Origin of the sequence: Sphingobium rhizovicinum, from assembly GCF_042647625.1 — a bacterium.
Lineage (GTDB): Bacteria > Pseudomonadota > Alphaproteobacteria > Sphingomonadales > Sphingomonadaceae > Sphingobium > Sphingobium rhizovicinum.
In genome coordinates this window covers 986208-1006748 of sequence record NZ_JBHRVU010000004.1, presented here as the reverse complement: position 1 = coordinate 1006748, position 20541 = coordinate 986208, and the positions used below count along the sequence as shown (strand labels likewise).

At 62.9% G+C, this 20541-nt stretch carries 16 protein-coding genes; 7 read left to right on the top strand and 9 right to left on the bottom strand.

Annotated features, from left to right (window positions below):
• Positions 1-789 (top strand): IclR family transcriptional regulator, encoded by a 789-nt coding sequence (locus ACFOKF_RS06230; RefSeq protein WP_380794066.1) that lies wholly within the window; start codon positions 1-3, stop codon positions 787-789.
• On the opposite strand, the gene ACFOKF_RS06225 is transcribed toward ACFOKF_RS06230, so the two are convergent.
• The 4 genes from ACFOKF_RS06225 to ACFOKF_RS06210 form a co-directional block, all read right to left on the bottom strand.
• Positions 758-2110, bottom strand: coding sequence for a spinster family MFS transporter (locus ACFOKF_RS06225; RefSeq protein WP_380794064.1), 1353 nt, complete (start codon positions 2108-2110; stop codon positions 758-760). The genes ACFOKF_RS06230 and ACFOKF_RS06225 overlap by 32 nt on opposite strands.
• A 17-nt stretch (positions 2111-2127) precedes the next feature.
• Positions 2128-3510, bottom strand: coding sequence for a DUF1593 domain-containing protein (locus tag ACFOKF_RS06220; protein WP_380794062.1), 1383 nt, complete (start codon positions 3508-3510; stop codon positions 2128-2130).
• A complete protein-coding gene (locus tag ACFOKF_RS06215) occupies positions 3510-5234 on the bottom strand; it encodes an arylsulfatase (RefSeq protein WP_380794061.1) in 1725 nt (574 codons plus the stop codon). The genes ACFOKF_RS06220 and ACFOKF_RS06215 overlap by 1 nt, the downstream gene beginning before the upstream one ends.
• Before the next feature lie 79 nt (positions 5235-5313).
• The gene (locus tag ACFOKF_RS06210) at positions 5314-7701 is read right to left on the bottom strand and encodes a TonB-dependent receptor (RefSeq protein WP_380794059.1); all 2388 of its coding nucleotides are present in this window, start codon (positions 7699-7701) and stop codon (positions 5314-5316) included.
• Between the two features lie 255 nt (positions 7702-7956).
• On the opposite strand from ACFOKF_RS06210, the gene ACFOKF_RS06205 reads away from it, so the two are divergent.
• Positions 7957-10053 carry a beta-glucosidase family protein gene (locus ACFOKF_RS06205; protein ID WP_380794057.1) on the top strand — a complete coding sequence of 699 codons (2097 nt, stop codon included), beginning with the start codon at positions 7957-7959 and terminating at the stop codon, positions 10051-10053.
• An 18-nt stretch (positions 10054-10071) separates the two neighbouring features.
• On the opposite strand, the gene ACFOKF_RS06200 is transcribed toward ACFOKF_RS06205, so the two are convergent.
• On the bottom strand, positions 10072-10551 hold the full coding sequence (locus ACFOKF_RS06200) for a hypothetical protein (protein ID WP_380797678.1): 480 nt from the start codon (positions 10549-10551) through the stop codon (positions 10072-10074).
• A gap of 116 nt (positions 10552-10667) precedes the next feature.
• Here ACFOKF_RS06200 and betI point away from each other — a divergent pair, with 116 nt between their 5' ends.
• The 3 genes from betI to ahpF all read left to right on the top strand — a co-directional run bounded on the left by betI (position 10668) and on the right by ahpF (position 13761).
• On the top strand, positions 10668-11294 hold the full coding sequence (gene betI / locus ACFOKF_RS06195; protein WP_380797676.1) for a transcriptional regulator BetI: 627 nt from the start codon (positions 10668-10670) through the stop codon (positions 11292-11294).
• A 141-nt stretch (positions 11295-11435) separates the two neighbouring features.
• On the top strand, positions 11436-11999 hold the full coding sequence (gene ahpC / locus ACFOKF_RS06190; RefSeq protein WP_298399793.1) for an alkyl hydroperoxide reductase subunit C: 564 nt from the start codon (positions 11436-11438) through the stop codon (positions 11997-11999).
• A 181-nt stretch (positions 12000-12180) separates the two neighbouring features.
• The gene (gene ahpF / locus ACFOKF_RS06185) at positions 12181-13761 is read left to right on the top strand and encodes an alkyl hydroperoxide reductase subunit F (RefSeq protein WP_380794055.1); all 1581 of its coding nucleotides are present in this window, start codon (positions 12181-12183) and stop codon (positions 13759-13761) included.
• Positions 13762-13824: 63 nt separating this feature from the next.
• Here the strand turns inward: ahpF and ACFOKF_RS06180 are convergent, their stop codons facing one another.
• Both ACFOKF_RS06180 and ACFOKF_RS06175 read right to left on the bottom strand, forming a co-directional pair.
• Positions 13825-14658, bottom strand: coding sequence for a hypothetical protein (locus tag ACFOKF_RS06180; protein ID WP_380794053.1), 834 nt, complete (start codon positions 14656-14658; stop codon positions 13825-13827).
• A gap of 243 nt (positions 14659-14901) precedes the next feature.
• Positions 14902-15585, bottom strand: a complete 684-nt coding sequence (locus ACFOKF_RS06175; RefSeq protein WP_380794051.1) for a L,D-transpeptidase family protein — start codon at positions 15583-15585, stop codon at positions 14902-14904.
• Positions 15586-16009: 424 nt separating this feature from the next.
• Between ACFOKF_RS06175 and ilvD the strand changes: the two genes are divergently transcribed.
• Together ilvD and ACFOKF_RS06165 are read left to right on the top strand one after the other, a co-directional pair.
• Positions 16010-17860 (top strand): dihydroxy-acid dehydratase, encoded by a 1851-nt coding sequence (gene ilvD / locus ACFOKF_RS06170; RefSeq protein ID WP_380794049.1) that lies wholly within the window; start codon positions 16010-16012, stop codon positions 17858-17860.
• A 263-nt stretch (positions 17861-18123) separates the two neighbouring features.
• Entirely contained in the window at positions 18124-18993 is an 870-nt protein-coding gene (locus ACFOKF_RS06165; RefSeq protein WP_380794047.1) for a GSCFA domain-containing protein, read from the top strand.
• A gap of 57 nt (positions 18994-19050) precedes the next feature.
• Here the strand turns inward: ACFOKF_RS06165 and ACFOKF_RS06160 are convergent, their stop codons facing one another.
• Together ACFOKF_RS06160 and ACFOKF_RS06155 are read right to left on the bottom strand one after the other, a co-directional pair.
• Positions 19051-19734 (bottom strand): Fe2+-dependent dioxygenase, encoded by a 684-nt coding sequence (locus ACFOKF_RS06160; RefSeq protein ID WP_380794046.1) that lies wholly within the window; start codon positions 19732-19734, stop codon positions 19051-19053.
• A gap of 6 nt (positions 19735-19740) precedes the next feature.
• Entirely contained in the window at positions 19741-20511 is a 771-nt protein-coding gene (locus tag ACFOKF_RS06155) for an energy transducer TonB (protein WP_380794044.1), read from the bottom strand.
• Positions 20512-20541 lie beyond the last annotated feature (30 nt).

Below are 20541 nucleotides of genomic sequence, written 5' to 3'. Positions count from 1 at the left end.
ATGCAGGACATAGACAAGGACGCGGACGACAAGGGCAATGGCCGCCGCCGGGGCATCCAGTCGGTCGAGATCGGCATGCATGTGTTGCAGGCGCTCGCCTCTCTGGGCAGCGCGTCGACGCTGGGCGCCATCGCGCAGGCGTCCGACATTTCCCCGTCGCAGGCGCATCGCTATCTCGCCAGTCTGATCGCGACCGGCATGGCGCAGCAGAATGAACAGACGGGCCGCTATGATCTTGGCCCCGCCGCCCTGCAACTGGGGCTGGGCGCGCTGGCGCGGATCGACGCCTTTCGCATCACCAATGAAGCGATCAGCGCCTTTGCCGAACGCACCGGCCAGACGGTGCAGGTCGCCGCATTGGGACCATTAGGCCCCACTATCATTCGCTGGCTGATGGGTCGTCCGCCGGTGATGACATCTTTCAACGTCGGATCGGTGCTGCCGCTGCTGACGTCGGCGACCGGGCATGTGTTCCTCAGCTTCTCGCCGCCCGCCTATATCGATCATCTGGTCGCGGCCGAACTGGGCGCGACCACGCTGACGAAGGACGATGTGGACGCCATCCGCGGCCGTGTGACCGCCGAAGGACGGGCGCGGGTGGAAGGGACGATGATCCCCGGCCTGCGCGCCACCGCCTTCCCGATATTCGACCTGCAAAACCGGGCGATCCTGTCGGCGACGGCGCTGTTCCCCGCCACCAGTCCCGCCGCCCGGAACGAAGCCATGGCGGAGGAACTGGGCCAGCTATGCCATGACCTCAGCCTGCAACTGGGCTGGCAACCGGACTGACGGCGGCGCGGTCGCCCATGGCGCGACAATCCTTCAGGCCGATCCACAGCATCACCACCGACAGCGGCGAAGCGACGGCGCAGACCAGCGAAATCGCCAGATGCAGATCGTTGGGATTGTGGAACCAGTAATCGGTGACGAGCGCGATCGCCGTCGGTCCCAATGCCGCGCCGATCAGGTTGATGGTCAGCATATAGGCGGCCGACATCAGGGCGCGCATCCGGTTGGGCGTCATTTCCTGCAACGCCGCCAGGCCGCCGCCGAAATTGAAGCCGGCAAAGAAGTTCATCAGGCCAATGAGCGTCAGCGCCAGCGCGGGCGTGGGCATCAGCGGGAAGGCGATGGTGATCGGGATCAGGATGACGAAGCCGGCAAGCGACGCCTGTAAATTGGCGTGCGCCGCACCGCGCTTGCGCAGCCAGGAGGCGAACAGGCCGCCGGCCAGCGCGCCGCTCATGCCGCAGAAGAAGACGACCGGGCCATAGAGCTTGCCCACTTCCGCCGTGGTCCAGCCGAACCGCCGTTCGAAGAAGGCGGGAATCCACACCGCCGTCCCGTTGCCGACCAGGATCATCAGGGCAAAGCCCAGCATGATCCCGATATAGGCTTTGCGATGCGCGCCGACATGGGCGAAGAACTGGCTGAGCGGCACGCTGGCCTGCGTGGGCGCAACGCCCCGGCGCAGCGGTTCGCGGATGGTGAGCGTCAGCGCGGCGAGCGCGATGCCGGGGATGCCCAGCAGGAAGAAGACAAGCTGCCATCCCTTCATCGCGCCCAGCACCGGCAGGATCACGGTGGAGCTGGGCGGAATGACGGTGGAGATGAGGCCGCCAATCACCAGCGCCGCCGCGCTGCCGAGGTAAAGCCCCATCTGATAGACGCCCATGGCGATCGGCAAGCGCTCCTTGGGGAAGGTGTCGGACAGCAGCGAATAGGCGGCGGGGGTCAGCCCGCCCTCCCCCGCGCCCACGCCCACGCGGGCCATGAACAGGGTGGTGAAGCTGCGCGCCAGCCCGCACAGGCTGGTCGCCACGCTCCACACGAAAATCGCGCCGGCCACGATGTTGCGGCGGTTGGAACGGTCGGCGATCCGCGCGATCGGCAGGCCGACGGCGACATAGAAAAGCGTGAAGCTAAGCCCGTAGAGCAGGCTGATCGCCGTATCCGAAATATGCAGATCCTGCTTGATCGGCTGCACCAGCAGGGCCAGCGCCTGCCGGTCGACAAAGGCCAGCGTGTTGGCGAGCATCAGGATGATGGCGATGGACCAGGCCCGCCCTGCGGAGGGCCATGGCGTCTGGTCGGCGGCTGTTTGCGACATCTGTCTTCCCGTGCTGTTCAGGGCTGAATATCGATGATGATCCGGCGATAGCCGGTCATGGCGGGGGCGCCATCGTCACGTGCCTGCGCGATCAGATGGATGGTGCGGGGCGCGGCGACCTGCGGCAGGGTGATGCGGGTGCGCAGCGCATCGGGGCTGTCGATGGTGACGGGCGGCTGGGACGGAATGCCGCCCACTTCGCGATATTGCCACCAGTGGAGTTGCACGGCATTGCCGTCGGGATCGCGCGTGCCGGCTGCGTCCAGCGTCAGCACCGCGCCGGCGCGCGCTGTGATATGGATGGGTTCCAGACCGCCCTGCCCCTGAACCATGACCGTCGGCGCATGATTGGCCTCGCGATAACGGGGCGACAAGGTCCATGCCATGCGCGCGGCGAAATCATTCTGGAAGGCCGCGCGCCAGCGATAGACCGACGCCTGATTGCCGTTCCACACGGCCCCGTCCCGCTCGAAACTGTCCTTTACGTCGGTGAACAGCCCCATGTCGGGCGCGGCGCGCATATAACGCCCGCCCCAACCGCCCCAGTCGGGCCGTTCGGGATCGCCAAGGCCATTGGGGATCAGGTGGAGGAAGGCGGGCGTGTCCCCTTCCATGATATATTCGGGCAGCGGATACAGCTGGCCCAGCGGCCCACGCCTTATGTTCGCCTCCAGCCAGGGGTCGAGCACCATGTCCCGATCGGGCCAGCGATCGGCATTGCGCCGGTCGCTCGAAATGCCGCTCCATGTCGCCATATTATATTGGCCCCAGCCATGGATGCTGGCGATCCAGAATAGGCCGGGAAATTCATGCCGCGCCCATGGCCCGGCATTATCCTGATCGGAAATCGAATAGACGCGCAGCTTGGCGAGGAAGGCGGCCAGTTGTTCGGGCGTGCGGGTGGCGCGCACGGACCATAGCGCCTGCGCCAGATCGACCACCCCGCCCCAGGCCAATACCCAGACCGGCCGGTCGTCCGCCCGATCGACGGCGGCGATGATCAGGCGGGATGCGTCGCTATCCTTGCCATCGCCCACGCCCGCCATGCCAAATTGCGCCTTACCCGCGCGCAGCACGCCGCGCAGCGCCGCCGCCGTGGGATAGCCCGGCGCATGATGGATCAGATTGGGGCGGACCTTCTCATAAGCGTCGATCCGCTGGGTGATGAGGTCGGTACGAACCTTGTCCCGCTGCCATGTGGAGGTGGTGGCGACCAGTCCTTCCACGTCAAATTCATTGGTGTAGAGCAGGAAGCGGACCAGGCTTTCGCTATCATCGGGTTCATTGCCGATGTCGGTCAGGACGATGACGCGCGGCTTGGCGGGCGCGGCGATCGCGGCCGGCGCCACCAGCGCGGCCACGACGCCCAGCAGGCCGAACAGGTAACGCATCATCCCCATCAATTCCCGTTTCCATCGTCACCGGGGGCGAGAAATTCGTCGCGATAGCGATCGAGCTTGCGAACATAGGCCGGCCCTTCGCTGAGCGGCAAGGCGCCATAACGGGCGGCCTGCTGCTGCCACAGCACCTTCAGGCGCGCGATGACCGCCGGATGCTGCGCGGCGACATCATCGGCTTCGGCAAAGTCGCGATCGGTGTCGAACAGCGACCATGCGTCCGCATCGAAAGGCTGGCCAAGCTTGTGCACCGACACGGCGCGCCAATGCCCCTGCCGGATCGCGCGATTGCCGCGCAGTTCGAAATATTGGACGGCGCGCGGATCGGGCGCGGCGGCCGATGCGATGGTGCCGGCAAAGCTGCGCCCCGCGACCGGAATCTGACGCTGGCCATTCACCTGCGCTGCGAAGGACGCGCCGCCCGCCTGCGCCAGCGTCGGCGCAATATCGATCGCGTCGACAAACTGGCGTCGAATGCCGCCCGGATCGGCGATATGGCCCGGCCAGCTGACGATCATCGGCGTGCGAATGCCGCCGGCATAGGGCCATGCCTTGTACCGGCGCAGCGGCGACACGCTCGCCATCGCCCAGGGGCGCTGATATTCGATCATCGCCTTGCCGAACTGCGGCAGCTTGTCGACCAGATCGGCGGGATCGGGATGATTGGGCGGATAGAGTTTGCCAAAGGCGCCCCGCGCCCCGCCTTCCGATCCGGCGCCGTTATCCGACAGCAGGATGAACAGCGTATTGTCGTAGCGGCCACTGGCCTTCAGGCTCTGGATCAGGCGGCCAATCTGTTCATCGGCATGCTCCAGAAAGCCGGCGTAGGTCGCCATGTAACGGGCATAGACCTGCTTTTCGACCGGGTTCAAACTGGCCCAGGCGCGATCGCCCGGATTGGCGGGCGGCAGCATGGTGTCGGCGGGCACGATGCCCAGCCTTTTCTGTCGCGCCAGCCGTTCGGCGCGGATCGCATCCCAGCCCTTTTCATAAACGCCGGCATAACGATCAATATAGGCGGCCGGCACCTGAATCGGCGCATGGGTCGCGCCAAAGGCGAGATAGAGAAAGGCCGGCTTGTCGCCGCTACCGTTCAGCTTTTCGATCGCCTTGTCCACGATCGCGCGGGAGAAGTGATAGGTTGGATCGGTCGGCTTGCCGATCACCCGGTTATCCTCCGCCAGCGTGGGCTGATATTGATCGTCCCAGCCGGGCAGAAAGCCGTAAAAATAGTCGAAGCCGCGCTGTAACGGCCAGTTGCCGTTATTGCCGGCCGCGCCATCCTCCGTATCGGGGGCCAGATGCCATTTGCCGATGGCGTAGGTGGCATATCCCTTGGCGCGCAACACCTGCGGCAAGGTCTGCGCATTGGCGGCCAATATGCCCGAATCCTTGCCGGTCCCGCCGCCGCTCAGCTTCGTCGCGGTCAGGTCCGCCATGCCGATGCTGTGATTGTTGCGCCCGGTCAGCAGCGACGCGCGCGTGGGTGAACACATGGCCCGGCTTTCAAACCGGGTATAGCGCAGCCCCCCGGCCGCCAGCGCATCGATATTGGGGGTGCGGATTTCCGATCCAAAGGCGCCGAAATCCGAATAGCCGGTATCGTCCATCACGATCAGCACGATATTGGGCTGCGGCTGGGCACCGGGCTTCGCCAGCGCCGCAGGATGGACGCCCGCCAGCGCCGTCATGCCTGCGAGCAGGGACAGGAGGCGCTTTGCGGTCATGCTGGTCCTTTCAAACGATCGAAAAAGGCGATCCCCCCGGCCAAAGGGCATGGCGGCGGGGGGATGGGTCGGTGCGTTTTTAAAAGCGAACCCCGAAGGTCGCACCGAAGTAACGATCAGCATCCTTGTTGACATTGGCCCACAGATCATAGGCGTTGGTGGTGTTCGCCAGGATCGTGCCGTGGTTGAGCTGGGTATAGTAATTCTGGTCGAACAGGTTGCGCACGAACAGGGTCAGGTTCCAGCGGCTGTCCGCATCACGAATGCCCACGCTGGCGTCGACGATGGCATAGCCGTCCTGCTTGAGCATCGGATCCTGATTGAGCGCGAAGCTGGTGTCGCTCTGATAGTTGAGCGCGACCTGCACGAAGCCGGCCAGATTGCCGAATTCCCGCTCGTACCGCGGCGTCACACCCACGCGATAGCGCGGCGTGGCGGGCAACTGGCCACCGGCAACGTCGATGATCGGGCTGCTGTTGGTGGTGACGCCATTCACCGTGGTCCGGCGGATATAGCATTGGTTGACCGGGAAATCGCTGCTGTAGGCGGCGACGCCGGTCTGCAACTGGATCGGGCAGCTCTGGCCCGGCACGTCGATATTCGCGTCGATCAGGGTGAAGTTGGCCGCGACCGAGAATTCACGCGACGGACGGATATTGGCTTCCACTTCGAAACCCTGCGAACGCGACTTGCCGGCATTGCCCAGCACCGTGACGAAGGTGCCCGATGCAACGTCGGTGACGAGCGACTGGACCTGAAGATTGCGGAAGTCCGACCGGAAGATGGCGGCGCTGATGTCGAAGACGCCGCCGGGCGCCTGCCACTTGGCGCCCAGTTCATAGGCGTTGACATGTTCGGGCGCGATGCCGTTCTGATTGGCGAAGTTAGTGGTCACGTCGATGTCGAGCGCGAACGCCTTGTAACCGCGGGTGTAGCTGCCATAGACCTGAAGGTTGCGGTTGAATTCATAGCGCAGGCCGCCCTTCCCGGTCAGCGCCCAGTCGCTGCGCGACCGCGTACCGGCGTTGATGACGGTGCCGGGGAACAGATTGTCGCCGGCCACCAGCGGGCCATAGACGGAGCCGGTGACAGTCTGCTTTTCATAGCTGTTGCGCAGGCCGCCGATGACATGCAGGCCGCCGACCACCCGCCAGTCGACCTGACCGAAGACGGAGACGTTGTCACTCTTGAACGTGCCGTCGAAGCCAGAGGAGTCGGCCGTCGGCGTGACGGTGCAGGTCGCGCCGATCGTGCCGCTGCCACAGCGCAGGCGACGACGATTATAGCTGCGATCAAGGTCGAGGTGCGAATAGAAGACGCCCGCGACATAGGTCAGATCCTGATTGCCGTTGGACCCGATCCGCAATTCTTCCGAATAATTGTTATAGCTGGTGTGCGATCCGTTGTCGTTCCACTGCGAATAGGGGAAGGCGCCGACATAGCGCAGCGGATCGGACGCGATCTGATCCGGTTCGAAACGGTCGCGCTGGTCATAACGCTGGAAGGCGGTGATGGAGGTGACGGTCGCCGGACCCAGATCCCAGTCGGCCTGCAAGGAAACGATCGTCGTCTTCGTCTTGAAGAAGCTCATATCGTCGTTGGAGACGTTCCGGTTTTCCGGCGTCGCGACGACATCGGGACCAAGCAGGGTCTGCATCGCCGGGGTCACGATCTTCACCGGCACGCGCGAACAGCATTTCGCGTCATTTTCGCGATAGTCGCCGGTCAGCAGCAGGTTGAGGTTGGGCGTCGCATCCCAGTCCAGCTTGCCGCGAATGCCCCAGCTCTTGTAGCCATTGGTGTCGTTGCCGGTGGCGACATTGTTCAGATAGCCGCCGACATTGTTGTAGTAGCCGCTGACGCGCGCCTTGAGCGTATCGCTGATCGGGCCGGAAACGGTGCCCTTCACGCGATATTCGTCCTGTTCGGCCACCGTGCCTTCGACCCGGCCTTCGAACGTGTCGGACGGGCGCTGGGTGACGATGTTGATGACGCCGGCGGTCGAATTCTTGCCGAACAACGTGCCTTGCGGGCCGCGCAGCACTTCGACCCGCTCCAGATCGGCTAGGTCGGAAAAGCCCTGCGCCTGGCGCGGGGCGACGACGCCGTCGACCACGACCGACACGGCCGATTCCACGCCGAAGCTGAACAACTGCGTGCCGACGCCACGGATGCGGAAGCCGTTATTGCCGGGGTTGTTGCCCGCCTGATAGGTGAGCGAGGGAACCGCACGGGTCAGGCTGTTGGTGTCGTTGATCTGATTGTTGACTAGCGATTCACCGGTCACGGCGGTCACAGCCAGCGGCACCTGAACCAGACGTTCGGCGCGCTTCTGCGCAGTGACGACGATTTCGCCGGGAACGGCGGCGTCCTGCGCAAGGGCGCCAGATGTAGCGGCGATCATGGCGACCGCGCTGACCATCGCACTGCCCATCACGATACGGCGGTAATGTTGGATCTTGTTCATTTTGTCCTCCTCCCGGCCAGTGCTGCAACGGGGGAAGATATGAGCCTGCGGCCTTTCCTCTCCCCGGTTCAGTCACTGGAATAGCGCTAAACTTCTACCCCCTTGTGAGACCCTCCAGGCAATTTGTCAATTGCGGAATCTTTTGCACGATGAAGAATATTGCCGCCTTGTTGCGCGAAAGGGACAGCCACCCCCTCGACAAGGAGGTTGATTTGGTTTAGCGCTAACCGCAACCAAAGAGGCAGAGGATATTCCGTGGCCGAATCCAGTGACAACACCCCCTCCCATGCCGGCGCATCCTTCGCCGCCTCCGACGTCGATACGCTGCTGGGCGCACTGACGCTCGCGGAAAAGGTCGACATGATGTCGGGCCATGGCTTTTTCGACGCGCTGGCCGAAGATGACCGGGTCTGGGGCGCCCGCCCCTATCGCGCGGGCAGCGGCAATGATCGTCTGGGCATTCCGCCTTTGTTGTTCACCGATGGTCCGCGCGGCGTGACCCGCACCGGCTCCACCTGTTTCCCCTGCACCATGGCGCGCGGCGCGACCTTCGACGCCGATCTGGAACTGCGCGTGGGCGAAGTCATGGGGATCGAGGCGCGCGCGCAGGGCTGCAATTTCTCCGGCGCGGTCTGCATCAACCTGCTGCGCCACCCCGCCTGGGGCCGCGCGCAGGAAACCTATGGCGAAGATCCCTGGCATCTGGGCGTCATGGGCGCGGCGATGGGCACCGGCATCCAGACCCACAACATCATCGCCACGGTCAAGCATTTCGCGCTCAATTCGATGGAAAATGCCCGGTTCAAGGTCGATGTGCGGGCGGACGAGCGCACGCTGCACGAAGTCTATCTGCCCCATTTCAAACATTGTCTCGACGCCGGCATCGCATCGGTCATGACCGCCTATAACAAGGTGAATGGCGAATATTGCGGGCAGGACCGCGTGCTGCTGACCGACATATTGCGCGACGAATGGAAGTTTGACGGCTTCGTCCATTCCGACTGGGTGCGCGGCGTGTACAAGGTTTATGGCGTGTCGGCGGGCCTCGACATCGAAAATCCCGAACCGCTGATATTGGGCGAAAAGCTGGTGACGGCGGTAGCGGACGGGCTGGTCGAACCTTATGTCGTGGACCGCGCCTGCCGCCGCATCCTGCGCACGCAGATCCGCTTTGCCCGGATGCAGGACCCGTTGCCTGCCTATCCCGCCGACCGCATCGCCTGCGCCGATCATCGCGCGCTGGCGCTGGAGGCGGCGGAAAAATGCGCCGTGCTGCTGGAAAATGACGGCGTCCTTCCTTTCGCGCCCGACCGGGTGAAGCGCATCGCACTGCTGGGCCGGATCGCCGCGATGGAAAATACCGGCGACAATGGCTCCAGCCGGGTGCGACCGCCCTATGTCGTCACCCATCTGGAAGGATTGCGCCGCGCGCTGGGCGAAGACGCCGTGCTGCATGCCGATGAAAGCGATCTGGACGCCGCGCGGCAGGCCGCGGATCAGGCCGACGCCGTGGTCGTGGTGGTCGGCTACACCGCCAAGGAGGAGGGCGAATATATCATGGGCGACATCGCCCTTGGCGCCGACCAGAATCGCGGCCCCTCCCCCCGGCCCAGCCTGTCGCCAACCCCGATCGGCGGCGATCGCCTCTCGCTCGACCTGCCCGACGACCAGATTGCGCTGATCCATGCCGCGGCCGACAGCGGCAAGCCGGTCGTGGTCGTGATCGTTGCGGGATCAGCGGTGATGGTGGAAAGCTGGCGGGATCGCGCCAACGCCATCCTGCTGGGCTTCTATGCCGGGATGGAGGGCGGCACCGCCTTCGCCAACCTGCTATTCGGCAAGGTCAGCCCGTCAGGCAAGCTGCCCTTCACCGTCGCCCGCGACGCCGCCGACTATCCTTATTTTGATCGGGATGCGACGCAGATCGATTATGGCTACTGGCATGGCTATACCAAGTTCGACCGCGAAGAACTGACCCCGCGCTATGCCTTTGGCCATGGCCTGTCCTACAGCCGCTTTGGCTATCGCGCGCTCAAGGCGCATCGCAACGGCAACGCGATAGACGTCGCGGTGACGGTGACGAATGAGGGCGACGTCGCTGCGCAGGAAGTCGTACAGCTCTATATCGGCTGCCCAGGCCGCGAAGCGGAGCGCCCGGTCAAGCTGTTGCGCGCTTTTGATCGCGTCGCGCTGCAACCCGGTGAAGCGCGGATCGTGCGGCTGTCCGTCGGCATCGACACGCTGCGCTGGCGCAACCCGGATCGCCATACATGGCAACTGGAGCATGGCGATTACAGGCTGTTCGTCGGCGGCTCTTCCGACCAGCTGATCGAAACCGGCATCGCGCTGTAACCCATCCCGGGGCAGGGTTCAGCGGCAATAGCCCTCCTGCCCCGGCACGACGATCAGGCAATCCTGCTTGTCGGCCAGATATTTGAACCCGGTATCCGCGCCCTTGCCGGGTCGGATCGCCAGATCCTTGCCATCGCGTACGAAGCGGATCGTCGCGCCATCCGCCACACCCTGATAATCGCCCTGACGGTCCAGATTATCCTTGTTGGTCAACGCATAATGGCCGCGCTGGCCATCGGGCGCGGGCTGGATGTCGAGGAACAGCCCCTCCGGCCCGGTCCAGCGTCCCACCCAGTCGTCGGTCGGCAGGCGCGCATCCGCCGCCGCATTGGAAACCGGCGCGGAGTCGGCATCATCCACATTTTCGATAACGGGCGGCTGCGCACTATTATTGGCCGCCGCCTGATTATCGGCGCTTTTGGCGCAGCCGGCCAGCAGCATGGGCAAAGCCAGCGAGATCACGATCGCACGCAGCATCGGCATATCCTCCTTGATCAGTGTCATCACCCGACAGAACCCGCCACCCGGCCGGTTCGATCCCCCGCATACGCTCTCTTGCCAGCCGCCCCGACTGCGCTCAAAGGGAATCAGGGGGACTGAAGATGAAACAGAAGATGGAGAGTCGCGTGACCAAAACACGCGAACGCGCGCGCTTCGTGCGGGAAACGGCGGATGTGCGGCGACAGGCGCTGATCGATGCGACCGCGCTTTGCCTCGCCGAAAAGGGCGTGGGCGGCACATCGGTCCGCGCGATCTGCGCCCGCGCGGGCGTCTCCTCCGGGCTGCTCACCCATTATTTCGATGGCGTCGATGCGCTGATCCTGGCGACCTATAATGATGTCGGCGCGCGCGTGTCTGCGGCGCTGGACGCCGCCGTGGAGGCTGCCAGCAATGATCCGCGCGATAGGCTACGCGCCTGTCTTCTGGCCAATTTCGCCCCGCCAGTGCTTGATCCGGGCCTGCTCGCCACCTGGATCGCCTTCTGGAGCCTGGTGAAATCCGATCCGCAGATCGCCGCCATCCATGCCGATGTTTATGGCGGATCGCGCGCCCAGCTCGAAGCGCTGCTGCGCGCCGCCGCCCCGGCCATGACCGATGCGCAGGCCCGCATCGCCGCGATCAGCCTGACCGCATTGGTCGATGGTCTGTGGCTGGAACTGTGCCTCGACCGATCCGCCTTCTCGCCCGAAGAAGCGCAGGCGATGGTGGACAAGGCGATGCATCAGGCGCTGGAGACTTAGGATAAAGCGGTCGATTAATCGGGTGGCCGTTGATCGTTTTTCTCACTTAACACGTCCGAGAAAACCAATTTCCCCCGAATCGATCACTTCCCTACATGGGTCGGGCAACAGCAACCCCTTAAGCAAGGAACTGGACAGCCCATGGCTCTTATCAATACCCCCCTCAAGCCCTTCAAGGCCACCGCGTACAAGGAAGGCAAGTTCGTCGACGTCACCGATGCCGACGTGAAGGGCAAGTGGGCCGTCTTCTTCTTCTACCCGGCCGACTTCACCTTCGTCTGCCCGACCGAGCTGGAAGATCTGGCCGACATCTACCCGACCCTGCAGGGCATGGATGTGGAAGTCTATTCGGTGTCGACCGACACCCATTTCTGCCACAAGGCATGGCACGACACCTCGCCGGCCATCGGCAAGATCAACTATTATATGCTGGGCGATCAGAACCACGACATTTCGAACCAGTTCGGCGTTCTGCGCGAAGGCGTTGGCCTGGCTGACCGTGGCACCTTCGTCCTCGATCCCGAAGGCGTGATCCAGCTGGTTGAAATCACCCCCGAGGGCGTGGGTCGCAACGCGGCCGAACTGCTCCGCAAGGTGAAGGCGCTGCAGTACTGGGCCAGCCACCCGGGCGAAGTCTGCCCCGCCAAGTGGGAAGAAGGCGAAGCCACCCTCGCCCCCTCGCTCGACCTGGTCGGCAAGATCTAAATAAAGACCTGCAAAGGCGCCTGCCGGACCGGGTCGAGCCAGACGCTCCCCGGCCCGGCGGGGTTTTTATACCCAAATTCATCGCTATCTTTGACGCCGGGCCTTCGGGTCGCACCATTTCCCGGCCGCAGGATAGTTGCGTGCCCCGCTGCGGCGCGCCAACCCCATGGAGAAGCACAAGATGTTGGACGCAAATCTCAAGGGTCAGCTCAAGACCTATATGGCGAACATCACGCAGCCCATCGAGCTGGTGGCGTCGCTGGACGATGGCGCGAAGTCGCGCGAAATGAACGAATTGCTGACCGAAATCGCCGAACTGTCGGACAAGGTTTCGATCGTGAGCGGCAATGACAAGCGCAAGCCCAGCTTCATGATCCGCCGCGTCGGCACCGACATTGGCGTGACCTTCGCCGGCCTGCCGATGGGGCATGAGTTCACCTCGCTGGTGCTGGCGCTGTTGCAGGTCGGCGGTCATCCGTCGAAGGCCGCGCAGGATCTGATCCAGCAGGTCAAGGATCTGGACGGCGATTTCGCGTTCGAAACCTATTTCTCGCTGTCGTGCCAGAACTGCCCGGATGTGGTGCAGGCGCTCAACCTGATGAGCGTGCTCAATCCGCGGATCAGCCATGTCGCCATCGACGGCGGCCTGTTCAAGGACGAAGTCGACGCGCGCAAGGTCATGGCCGTGCCCACCATCTTCCTGAACGGCGAACCCTTTGGTCAGGGCCGGATGGAACTGGAGCAGATCGTCGCAAAGATCGATAGCGGCGCCGAAGCGCGTGCTGCCGAGAAGATCAAGGCGCAGGATCCGTTCGAAGTACTGGTGATCGGCGGCGGTCCCGCTGGCGCTGCGGCGGCCATCTATTCGGCGCGCAAGGGCATCCGCACCGGCGTCGCGGCCGAGCGGTTCGGCGGTCAGGTGCTCGACACCATGGACATCGAAAACTTCATTTCGGTATCGCGCACCGAAGGGCCGAAGCTCGCGTCCGCATTGGAAGCGCACGTCAAGGATTATGATGTCGAGATCATGAACCTGCAAAAGGCGGCCAAGCTGATCCCCGCGAAGAGCGAGGGCGGCTATCATGAGGTCGTGCTGGAAAATGGCGCATCCTTGAAGGGCCGCACCATCATCCTGTCGACCGGCGCGCGCTGGAGGCAGATGGGCGTGCCGGGCGAGGATGAATATCGCAACAAGGGCGTGGCTTATTGCCCGCATTGCGACGGTCCGCTGTTCAAGGGCAAGCGCGTGGCGGTGATCGGCGGCGGCAATAGCGGCGTCGAAGCGGCGATCGACCTGGCCGGCATCGTCGCCCATGTGACGCTGATCGAATATGACAGCCAGTTGCGCGCCGATGCGGTGCTCCAGCGCAAGCTCGCCAGCCTGCCCAATGTGAAGATCATCACATCGGCGCTGACCACCAAGGTCGACGGCAATGGTGAGCGGGTGACGGGCCTGTCCTATAAGGACCGCAACCATGGCACGGAACATGATGTCGAACTGGAGGGCATTTTCGTCCAGATCGGCCTGGTGCCGAACACCGAATGGTTGAAGGACAGCATCGCCCTGTCCAACCGGGGCGAGATCGAGATTGATGCGCGTGGCGAAACCAGCCAGCCGGGGATCTTCGCGGCGGGGGACTGCACCACGGTTCCCTACAAGCAGATCGTGATCGCCATGGGTGCGGGATCGACGGCGGCGCTTTCCGCTTTCGATTACCTCATCCGCCTGCCCGCCAGCGAAGAGGCGGCGCAGGCGGCATAAGGCAAGGCTTATAGCAGACGGCCGGCCCGGCGGCGGGCCGGCCGTCTGATTCCAAGCAGGTTGTTACTGCGTACTCCAGCGTGATCGCGGATGGTACTCAATGCCATTGCATTTTTCGATACGCGTCACGCGAGCCTGATTGAGATCGACCACACTGTCGTCATCAATCCCAAGAGATATCATGCGACAACTATCACGCAGGTTGCGCATCAGCGCGAAGAAACTGGCGTCGTTTATCACCGGGGCATAATCCCCCCGATCATCATGTTTGCCTACAAACAACGTATCGGTTGGCAACCCCATACAATGAGCGGCCTCATAAACGGTCGCTGGTACGGCAGCCTGACATCCATCATGCTGCCGGGCGACGATTTCCACGCCTGTCCGATGGACAGCGGCTCCGCTATGTAATCCATCTAGCGCCTTGACGGAAAAATTAAACGCCGCGATTGCTGCCCCCATCGCATCTCCCTTGGCGATCTGATCCAAAAATTTCTTCGCCTGTTCTTGCGGTAGGGCAGCCATTGCAAGACGAAACAGGCGTCTCTCAAGCATCGGCATATCCGATTCAAAATTGACACTATAGGTAAAACATCCATCGCTATTGGGACGATCGGGTGGAATAGCTGCACCAGCCGGTGTTACAATGGCTGTAATTTGGGCAGATGTCATTCGCTGCGCAGCCAATGTTGGAACATCGCAAGCAAGCCCAGGATCAGCCGCTTGAATATGGCCGGCGAGAATATTAATCTCGTCTGAAGCACCGACCATATAGTTTACGTAAGCCTCACCATCTTTCTGGTCGCGCGAATAGACGGTGCCGGCTCGCGCGACCATCGCGATCAAAATGGCGCTGCGTAGCAAAACAAGTTGCTTGGACCCACTTGCATCAAACATGCGTCGATCCAGCACCCCCCGATGGCTCCACCCGGATGACGAAGATCCCGCGCGACATATCCGCAACCGGAAATAGCCAAACTGGATGACAACAAAATCATGAGAAATATATTTCGCATATCCACCCCCTGAATTTGACCGACCCGAAAATTATATTATACGGAAATCGCCAAGATCAAAAGATGATATTGATCCAAATCAATAGATATTGATCGATTATCTTCGATATTATGCTACCATAATCTATAAGTTGCTTATTTTTCTTCGATCAACGCGTGTTATATCGCGCACCGAAAATCGCCGGATCGATCTCCAGCATGGGCACGCCCCCATCCCGGCCTCCGCCGGCGGTAATATTCCGCTCCTGCCCTTGCCAGACCCGAAGCTGACGACCGTGCTGCCCGGATCGCTCACCACCAGCGGATCGAGGCGCAGCGCGGCGTTGAGCCGAGCCTGCGTCACCTCCACCAGCGTCCCGATCCGCGTCAGCGCGAACAGCTTCTGCGCAAAGGCATAGGGCAGGCGGATGCAGCCATGGCTGGCGGGATAGCCCGGATTATGCCCGGCATGCAGGGCGATCCCGTCCCATGTCAGCCGCTGCATGAAGGGCATGGGCGCATTGCTGTACAGGTTGGAGCGATGCCATTGCCGCTTTTGCAGGATCGGATAGGCGCCCGTTGGCGTGCGGTGCCCCTTCATGCCGGTGGATACGCTCGCGACGCCAATCAGTCGATCGCCGCTATAGACATGCACGCGCTGCCGCTCGATGCTGACAATCATGTAGAGCGGCCCGTCCCCCGCCCCGTCCGCCAGCCAGCGATAGCCGCCCGGCGCCAGCGGCGTATCCATCGCCGACGGGGCAGGCGCGGCATCGGCCGCGACGGGACGGAGGGCAAGACTGGCGGCAAGACAGGCGAAAGGAGCCATCAGACGTGGAAGGGGAAACCGGGAAACGGACGTCCGGGAAACAGGCATAAAGCCTTTCTTAACCATGATTTCCACCAGCGCCAGCACGCTTTGCGCATCGACGCGGCCGGTCCCGCCATGGGACAGTCGCGGGGCCGACGCGCATCGGTCCGTCGGCGCGCCGCCCGTCCCGCCGCGCCCTGTCCTACAATGGCCCGGCCACCTATATTTGCGGGGCGTCCCTGATAATATAATTTCACGGATGCGACATGAAATGTCGAATTTGGCGGGAAATATGCGAAGTTAAGCCCGCGACGCGCCTCAAGACAGGTTGGCGCTCGGCGCAAGAAAATGACGCAATGGATCCATAAAAGGAATAATATGTTTCACAGTCCGGCCCCAGCCTGTAGAGGGGCCGCGATATTTTACCCGAAGGATCCGAGTCATGCCTGCCTATCGTTCCCGCACCACCACCCATGGCCGCAACATGGCGGGTGCCCGTGGCCTCTGGCGCGCCACGGGGATGAAGGACGAGGATTTCGGCAAGCCGATCATCGCCATTGCCAACAGCTTCACCCAGTTCGTGCCCGGCCATGTGCACCTGAAGGATCTGGGCCAGTTGGTCGCGCGCGAGATTGAGGCCGCCGGCGGCGTCGCCAAGGAATTCAACACCATCGCGGTCGATGACGGTATCGCCATGGGCCATGGCGGCATGCTCTATTCCCTGCCCAGCCGCGATCTGATCGCCGACAGCGTCGAATATATGGTCAACGCTCATTGCGCCGACGCGATCGTCTGCATCTCCAATTGCGACAAGATCACGCCCGGCATGCTGATGGCCGCCATGCGCCTCAACATCCCTGTCGTCTTCGTGTCCGGCGGGCCGATGGAAGCCGGCAAGACCGTCGTGCGCGGCAAGAAGGTCGCGCTCGATCTGGTCGACGCCATGGTCGTCGCCGCCGATGAAAGCTACACGGACGAGGAAGTCCAGACGATCGAGCGCTCCGCCTGCCCCACCTGCGGCAGCTGCTCGGGCATGTTCACCGCCAATTCGATGAACTGCCTGACCGAAGCGCTGGGCCTGTCGCTGCCGGGCAATGGTTCGACGCTGGCGACCCATAGCGATCGCGAACGACTGTTCCGCGAAGCCGGCCATCTGATCGTCGACATCACGAAGCGCTATTATGAGCAGGATGACGCCAGCGTCCTGCCGCGCAGCATCGCCAATTTCGCCGCGTTCGAAAATGCGATGAGCCTGGACATCGCAATGGGCGGCTCCTCCAATACGGTGCTGCACCTGCTCGCCGCAGCGTTCGAGGGCGGCATCGACTTCACCATGGCCGACATCGACCGCTTGTCGCGCCGCGTGCCGTGCCTCTGCAAGGTCGCGCCGGCGAAAAATGACGTCCATATGGAGGATGTCCACCGCGCCGGCGGCATCATGGCGATCCTGGGTGAACTGGAGCGCGCCGGCCTGATCGACGGATCGCTGCCAACCGTGCATGCGCCGACCATGTCGGCCGCGCTCGCCCGCTGGGACATTGGCCGCACCAATAGCGAGGAAGTGCGCAACTTCTATCGCGCGGCGCCCGGCGGCGTGCCGACGCAGACCGCTTTCAGCCAGTCCGAGCGCTGGGAAGAACTGGACACCGACCGCGAAAAGGGCGTGATCCGTTCGGTCGAGCACGCCTTCTCCAAGGATGGCGGCATCGCCGTCCTGTCCGGCAACCTCGCGCCCGAAGGCTGCATCGTGAAGACCGCCGGCGTGGACGAGAGCATCCTCGTCTTCCACGGCACCGCGCGCGTCTATGAAAGCCAGGACGCGGCGGTCGCCGGCATTTTGGGCAATGAAGTGAAGGCGAACGACGTCGTCATCATCCGCTATGAAGGACCAAAGGGCGGGCCGGGCATGCAGGAAATGCTGTATCCGACCAGCTACCTCAAGTCGAAGGGGCTGGGCAAAGCCTGCGCGCTCATCACCGACGGACGCTTTTCGGGCGGCACGTCGGGCCTGTCGATCGGCCATGTCTCGCCCGAAGCAGCCGAAGGCGGCATGATCGCGCTGGTCGAGACGGGCGATCCGATCGTCATCGACATCCCCGCCCGCGTCATCAAGGTCGATCTGGACGACGCCATCCTCGACGCCCGCCGCGCCGAAATGGAAGCGCGCGGCGCGAAGGCATGGAAGCCCTTCGGCCGCAAGCGCGAAGTCTCCCCCGCCCTGCGCGCCTATGCCGCCATGACCACCAACGCCGCAAAGGGCGCGGTGCGCGACGTCAGCCAGATCGAACGCTGATCTTTCATTGGCGGCAGTTGATCCGACTGTCGCCAATATTTTCTGGACCTTGTCGTTATCGCAGCGCACAATATTGGCTGCCCCGATGTGGCTGCCAATGACGAATCGATGAGGAAAACATGACGCGGAACAGTGAAGACCTGCAGCCGGTATATGCATATTCATTCGAAGATGCGCAGCGTCACTTTTCGGAAAATAAACTATCCAGGTGGCACACCAATTCTACGGAAAAAAAGGGCGATAAAGAACTTGCCACGGAACGCATGGGCAAGATCTTCCGGCCCGGAACGATCGTCAACCGCAAGATTTCGGCGAGTGACAGCATCTTCACGGTCGGCTCCTGCTTCGCCCGCGAAGTCGAACGGTCGCTGAACCGCAAGGGCTTCAACGCCCTGTCGCTCAAGGGCGTCGGCACCATCCCGGCCTCGGTCGATACCGGCTATGTCAATCGGTACAACACCTATTCCATCCTCAACGAACTGCGCTGGGCGCTCGGCACCCCCTTTCCCGAGGAAGGCTTTTTTCAACTGCCCAATGGCCGCTACATCGATCTTCATTCCCACCCGGTCATCCCGTCGGGTCCGATCGACCAGATCCGCGCGTATCGCGAAGGCACGATCGCCTATTTCCGCAATATGCTCAGCGCCAATGTCGTCACCATCACGCTTGGCCTGATCGAAGGCTGGTACGACAAGAAGCAGGAAAACTTCATCAACTTCGCGCCCATCTTCGGCCGTTCGGACGAAGGTAGCCGCAACCTGCTGAATGATGATCGCTTCGAATTCCGCGTCATCAGCTATGAAGAAAATATGCGCAACGTGGAGCAGATCTACGAGTTGCTGACGCAGGCCAATCCCAAGGCGAACATCATCGTTACCGTATCGCCCGTGACGCTTTCCGCCACCTTCACGCCGCGCGACGTCGTGGTTGCCAACTGCCTTTCCAAATCGATGCTGCGCACCGTCGCGGAAAGCTGGGTCGCCCGCCATCCCGAAAAGCTGCAATATTTCCCCAGCTATGAAATGGCGACGCTCAGCGACCGCAGCGTCGTCTACAAGGAAGACGGCATGCACATCCAGCGCGAGTTCGTCGACCAGATCATGAGCTATTTCAGCGAAAAGATGGTCGCCTGATCCATTCAGCCCCCTGTCCCTCCCTCCGGGAGCGGACGGGGGCCTTCGCCTGACTCGTCAGGCGTCGGCCCAGCGCCGCAGCAGATTATGATAGACGCCGGTCAGGCGAATGACTTCGGCATGGTCCTGCCCCAGTGCGCTCGCCACCCCCTGCACGCTGCGATCAAGGTCGAACAGCATCTGGCGCGCGCCATCATCGCGAATCATCGACTGGAGCCAGAAGAAACTGGCGACCCGCCGTCCGCGCGTGACAGGCTCCACCCGATGGAGCGATGACGAAGGATAAAGCACCGCATGGCCGGCCGGCAGCTTGACCTGCTGCACGCCGAAATTGGTTTCGATCGTCAATTCGCCGCCGTCATAAGCGTCCGGTTCCTCCAGGAATACCGTGATCGACAGGTCCGATCGGACGCGAAAGCCCGTTCCCGCCTGAATGCGCACGGCATTGTCGACATGCACGCCGAAATTCTGGCTGCCGGCATAACTGTTGAACAGCGGCGGAAAAATCTTGAGCGGCAGCGCGGCGGCGATGAACAGCGCAGATTGCCCCAGCGCGTCCAGCACCATCTGCCCCGCCCGCTTTGCAGCATCGCTATCCTCGGGCAATTGCAGATTGCGCTTGGCCAATGCCGACTGATGACCCGAAGTGATGTTGCCATCCACCCAGTCAGCAGCATCGATCAGGGCGCGGATGGACATAACGCCAGCAGCGTCGATCAGGTCGGGAATGGCAATCAGCATAAAGACTCAGGCAGCATCCGTCCGAAGAACGAAGGGGATTTCAACGACGCCCCTGACGCGAACCGGCTGGCCTCCGCGAATGGTCGGCTTCCAACGCCATCCCTTCACCGCGTCGCGCGCCGCATTGTCGAGGCGGGACGATCCGCTGCTTTGCGATATGCTGACCGTTTCGACAGCGCCGTCCAGCCCCAGGATCAGGGTCAGCACGACCGTTCCCTGCTCATGCTTGCGGCGGCTTTCGATCGGATAGCGAGGCGGCTTGCCGGCGACCATCTGGGTGCCGAGATCGCCACCCTGCACGATGCTGGGCGGAGCCGGCGGCGCAGCCGGAGCGGCGGGCGCAGGCGACGGCGCCACATAGGCCGGCGCGGGGCTGGGCACTGGCACGGGATCCGGCGTGGTCTGCACCGGCACCGGAGGCGCGGGCGTCTGCACGATGGGCGGGGGAGCGACCACCTGCGGCTGCGATGGCGGAGGTGGCGGGGTTTCAGCGGCGGGCGGCGGTGGCGGCGGGGTCAGGTTGACAACCGTCAACTTCGCCGCCTCGGCGCGCTGTACATGGTTTCGCACCTGGATCAATGCCCCGATCACCAGAGCGTGAATCACCAGAATCACGGCGATAGCCGGCAGATTGGGACGGGAGCGTGCGCGATAGCGTTCGGAGGGCATCGCTGCGGCTGATGCAGGGACGGCTGGAATAACAGGCGCAACCACGGCGTCCTGATTGTCGGCCATGGCCCCATAGTCATCGATCGGCTGGCTAGCGGCTTGCAACATGGAAGCGCCTCCCTCTCCGCGCCCATAACG

What these genes read in the sequence shown, in the direction of transcription:
- ACFOKF_RS06155 (WP_380794044.1), bottom strand. Translation starts at nt 20,511, where the DNA reads ATGTTGCAAGCCGCTAGCCAGCCGATCGATGACTATGGGGCCATGGCC.
- ilvD (WP_380794049.1), top strand. Translation starts at nt 16,010, where the DNA reads ATGCCTGCCTATCGTTCCCGCACCACCACCCATGGCCGCAACATGGCG.
- ACFOKF_RS06230 (WP_380794066.1), top strand. Translation starts at nt 1, where the DNA reads ATGCAGGACATAGACAAGGACGCGGACGACAAGGGCAATGGCCGCCGC.
- ahpC (WP_298399793.1), top strand. Translation starts at nt 11,436, where the DNA reads ATGGCTCTTATCAATACCCCCCTCAAGCCCTTCAAGGCCACCGCGTAC.
- betI (WP_380797676.1), top strand. Translation starts at nt 10,668, where the DNA reads ATGGAGAGTCGCGTGACCAAAACACGCGAACGCGCGCGCTTCGTGCGG.
- ahpF (WP_380794055.1), top strand. Translation starts at nt 12,181, where the DNA reads ATGTTGGACGCAAATCTCAAGGGTCAGCTCAAGACCTATATGGCGAAC.
- ACFOKF_RS06210 (WP_380794059.1), bottom strand. Translation starts at nt 7,701, where the DNA reads ATGAACAAGATCCAACATTACCGCCGTATCGTGATGGGCAGTGCGATG.
- ACFOKF_RS06175 (WP_380794051.1), bottom strand. Translation starts at nt 15,585, where the DNA reads ATGGCTCCTTTCGCCTGTCTTGCCGCCAGTCTTGCCCTCCGTCCCGTC.
- ACFOKF_RS06220 (WP_380794062.1), bottom strand. Translation starts at nt 3,510, where the DNA reads ATGGGGATGATGCGTTACCTGTTCGGCCTGCTGGGCGTCGTGGCCGCG.
- ACFOKF_RS06165 (WP_380794047.1), top strand. Translation starts at nt 18,124, where the DNA reads ATGGGCAAGATCTTCCGGCCCGGAACGATCGTCAACCGCAAGATTTCG.
- ACFOKF_RS06160 (WP_380794046.1), bottom strand. Translation starts at nt 19,734, where the DNA reads ATGCTGATTGCCATTCCCGACCTGATCGACGCTGCTGGCGTTATGTCC.
- ACFOKF_RS06180 (WP_380794053.1), bottom strand. Translation starts at nt 14,658, where the DNA reads ATGTTTGATGCAAGTGGGTCCAAGCAACTTGTTTTGCTACGCAGCGCC.
- ACFOKF_RS06225 (WP_380794064.1), bottom strand. Translation starts at nt 2,110, where the DNA reads ATGTCGCAAACAGCCGCCGACCAGACGCCATGGCCCTCCGCAGGGCGG.
- ACFOKF_RS06215 (WP_380794061.1), bottom strand. Translation starts at nt 5,234, where the DNA reads ATGACCGCAAAGCGCCTCCTGTCCCTGCTCGCAGGCATGACGGCGCTG.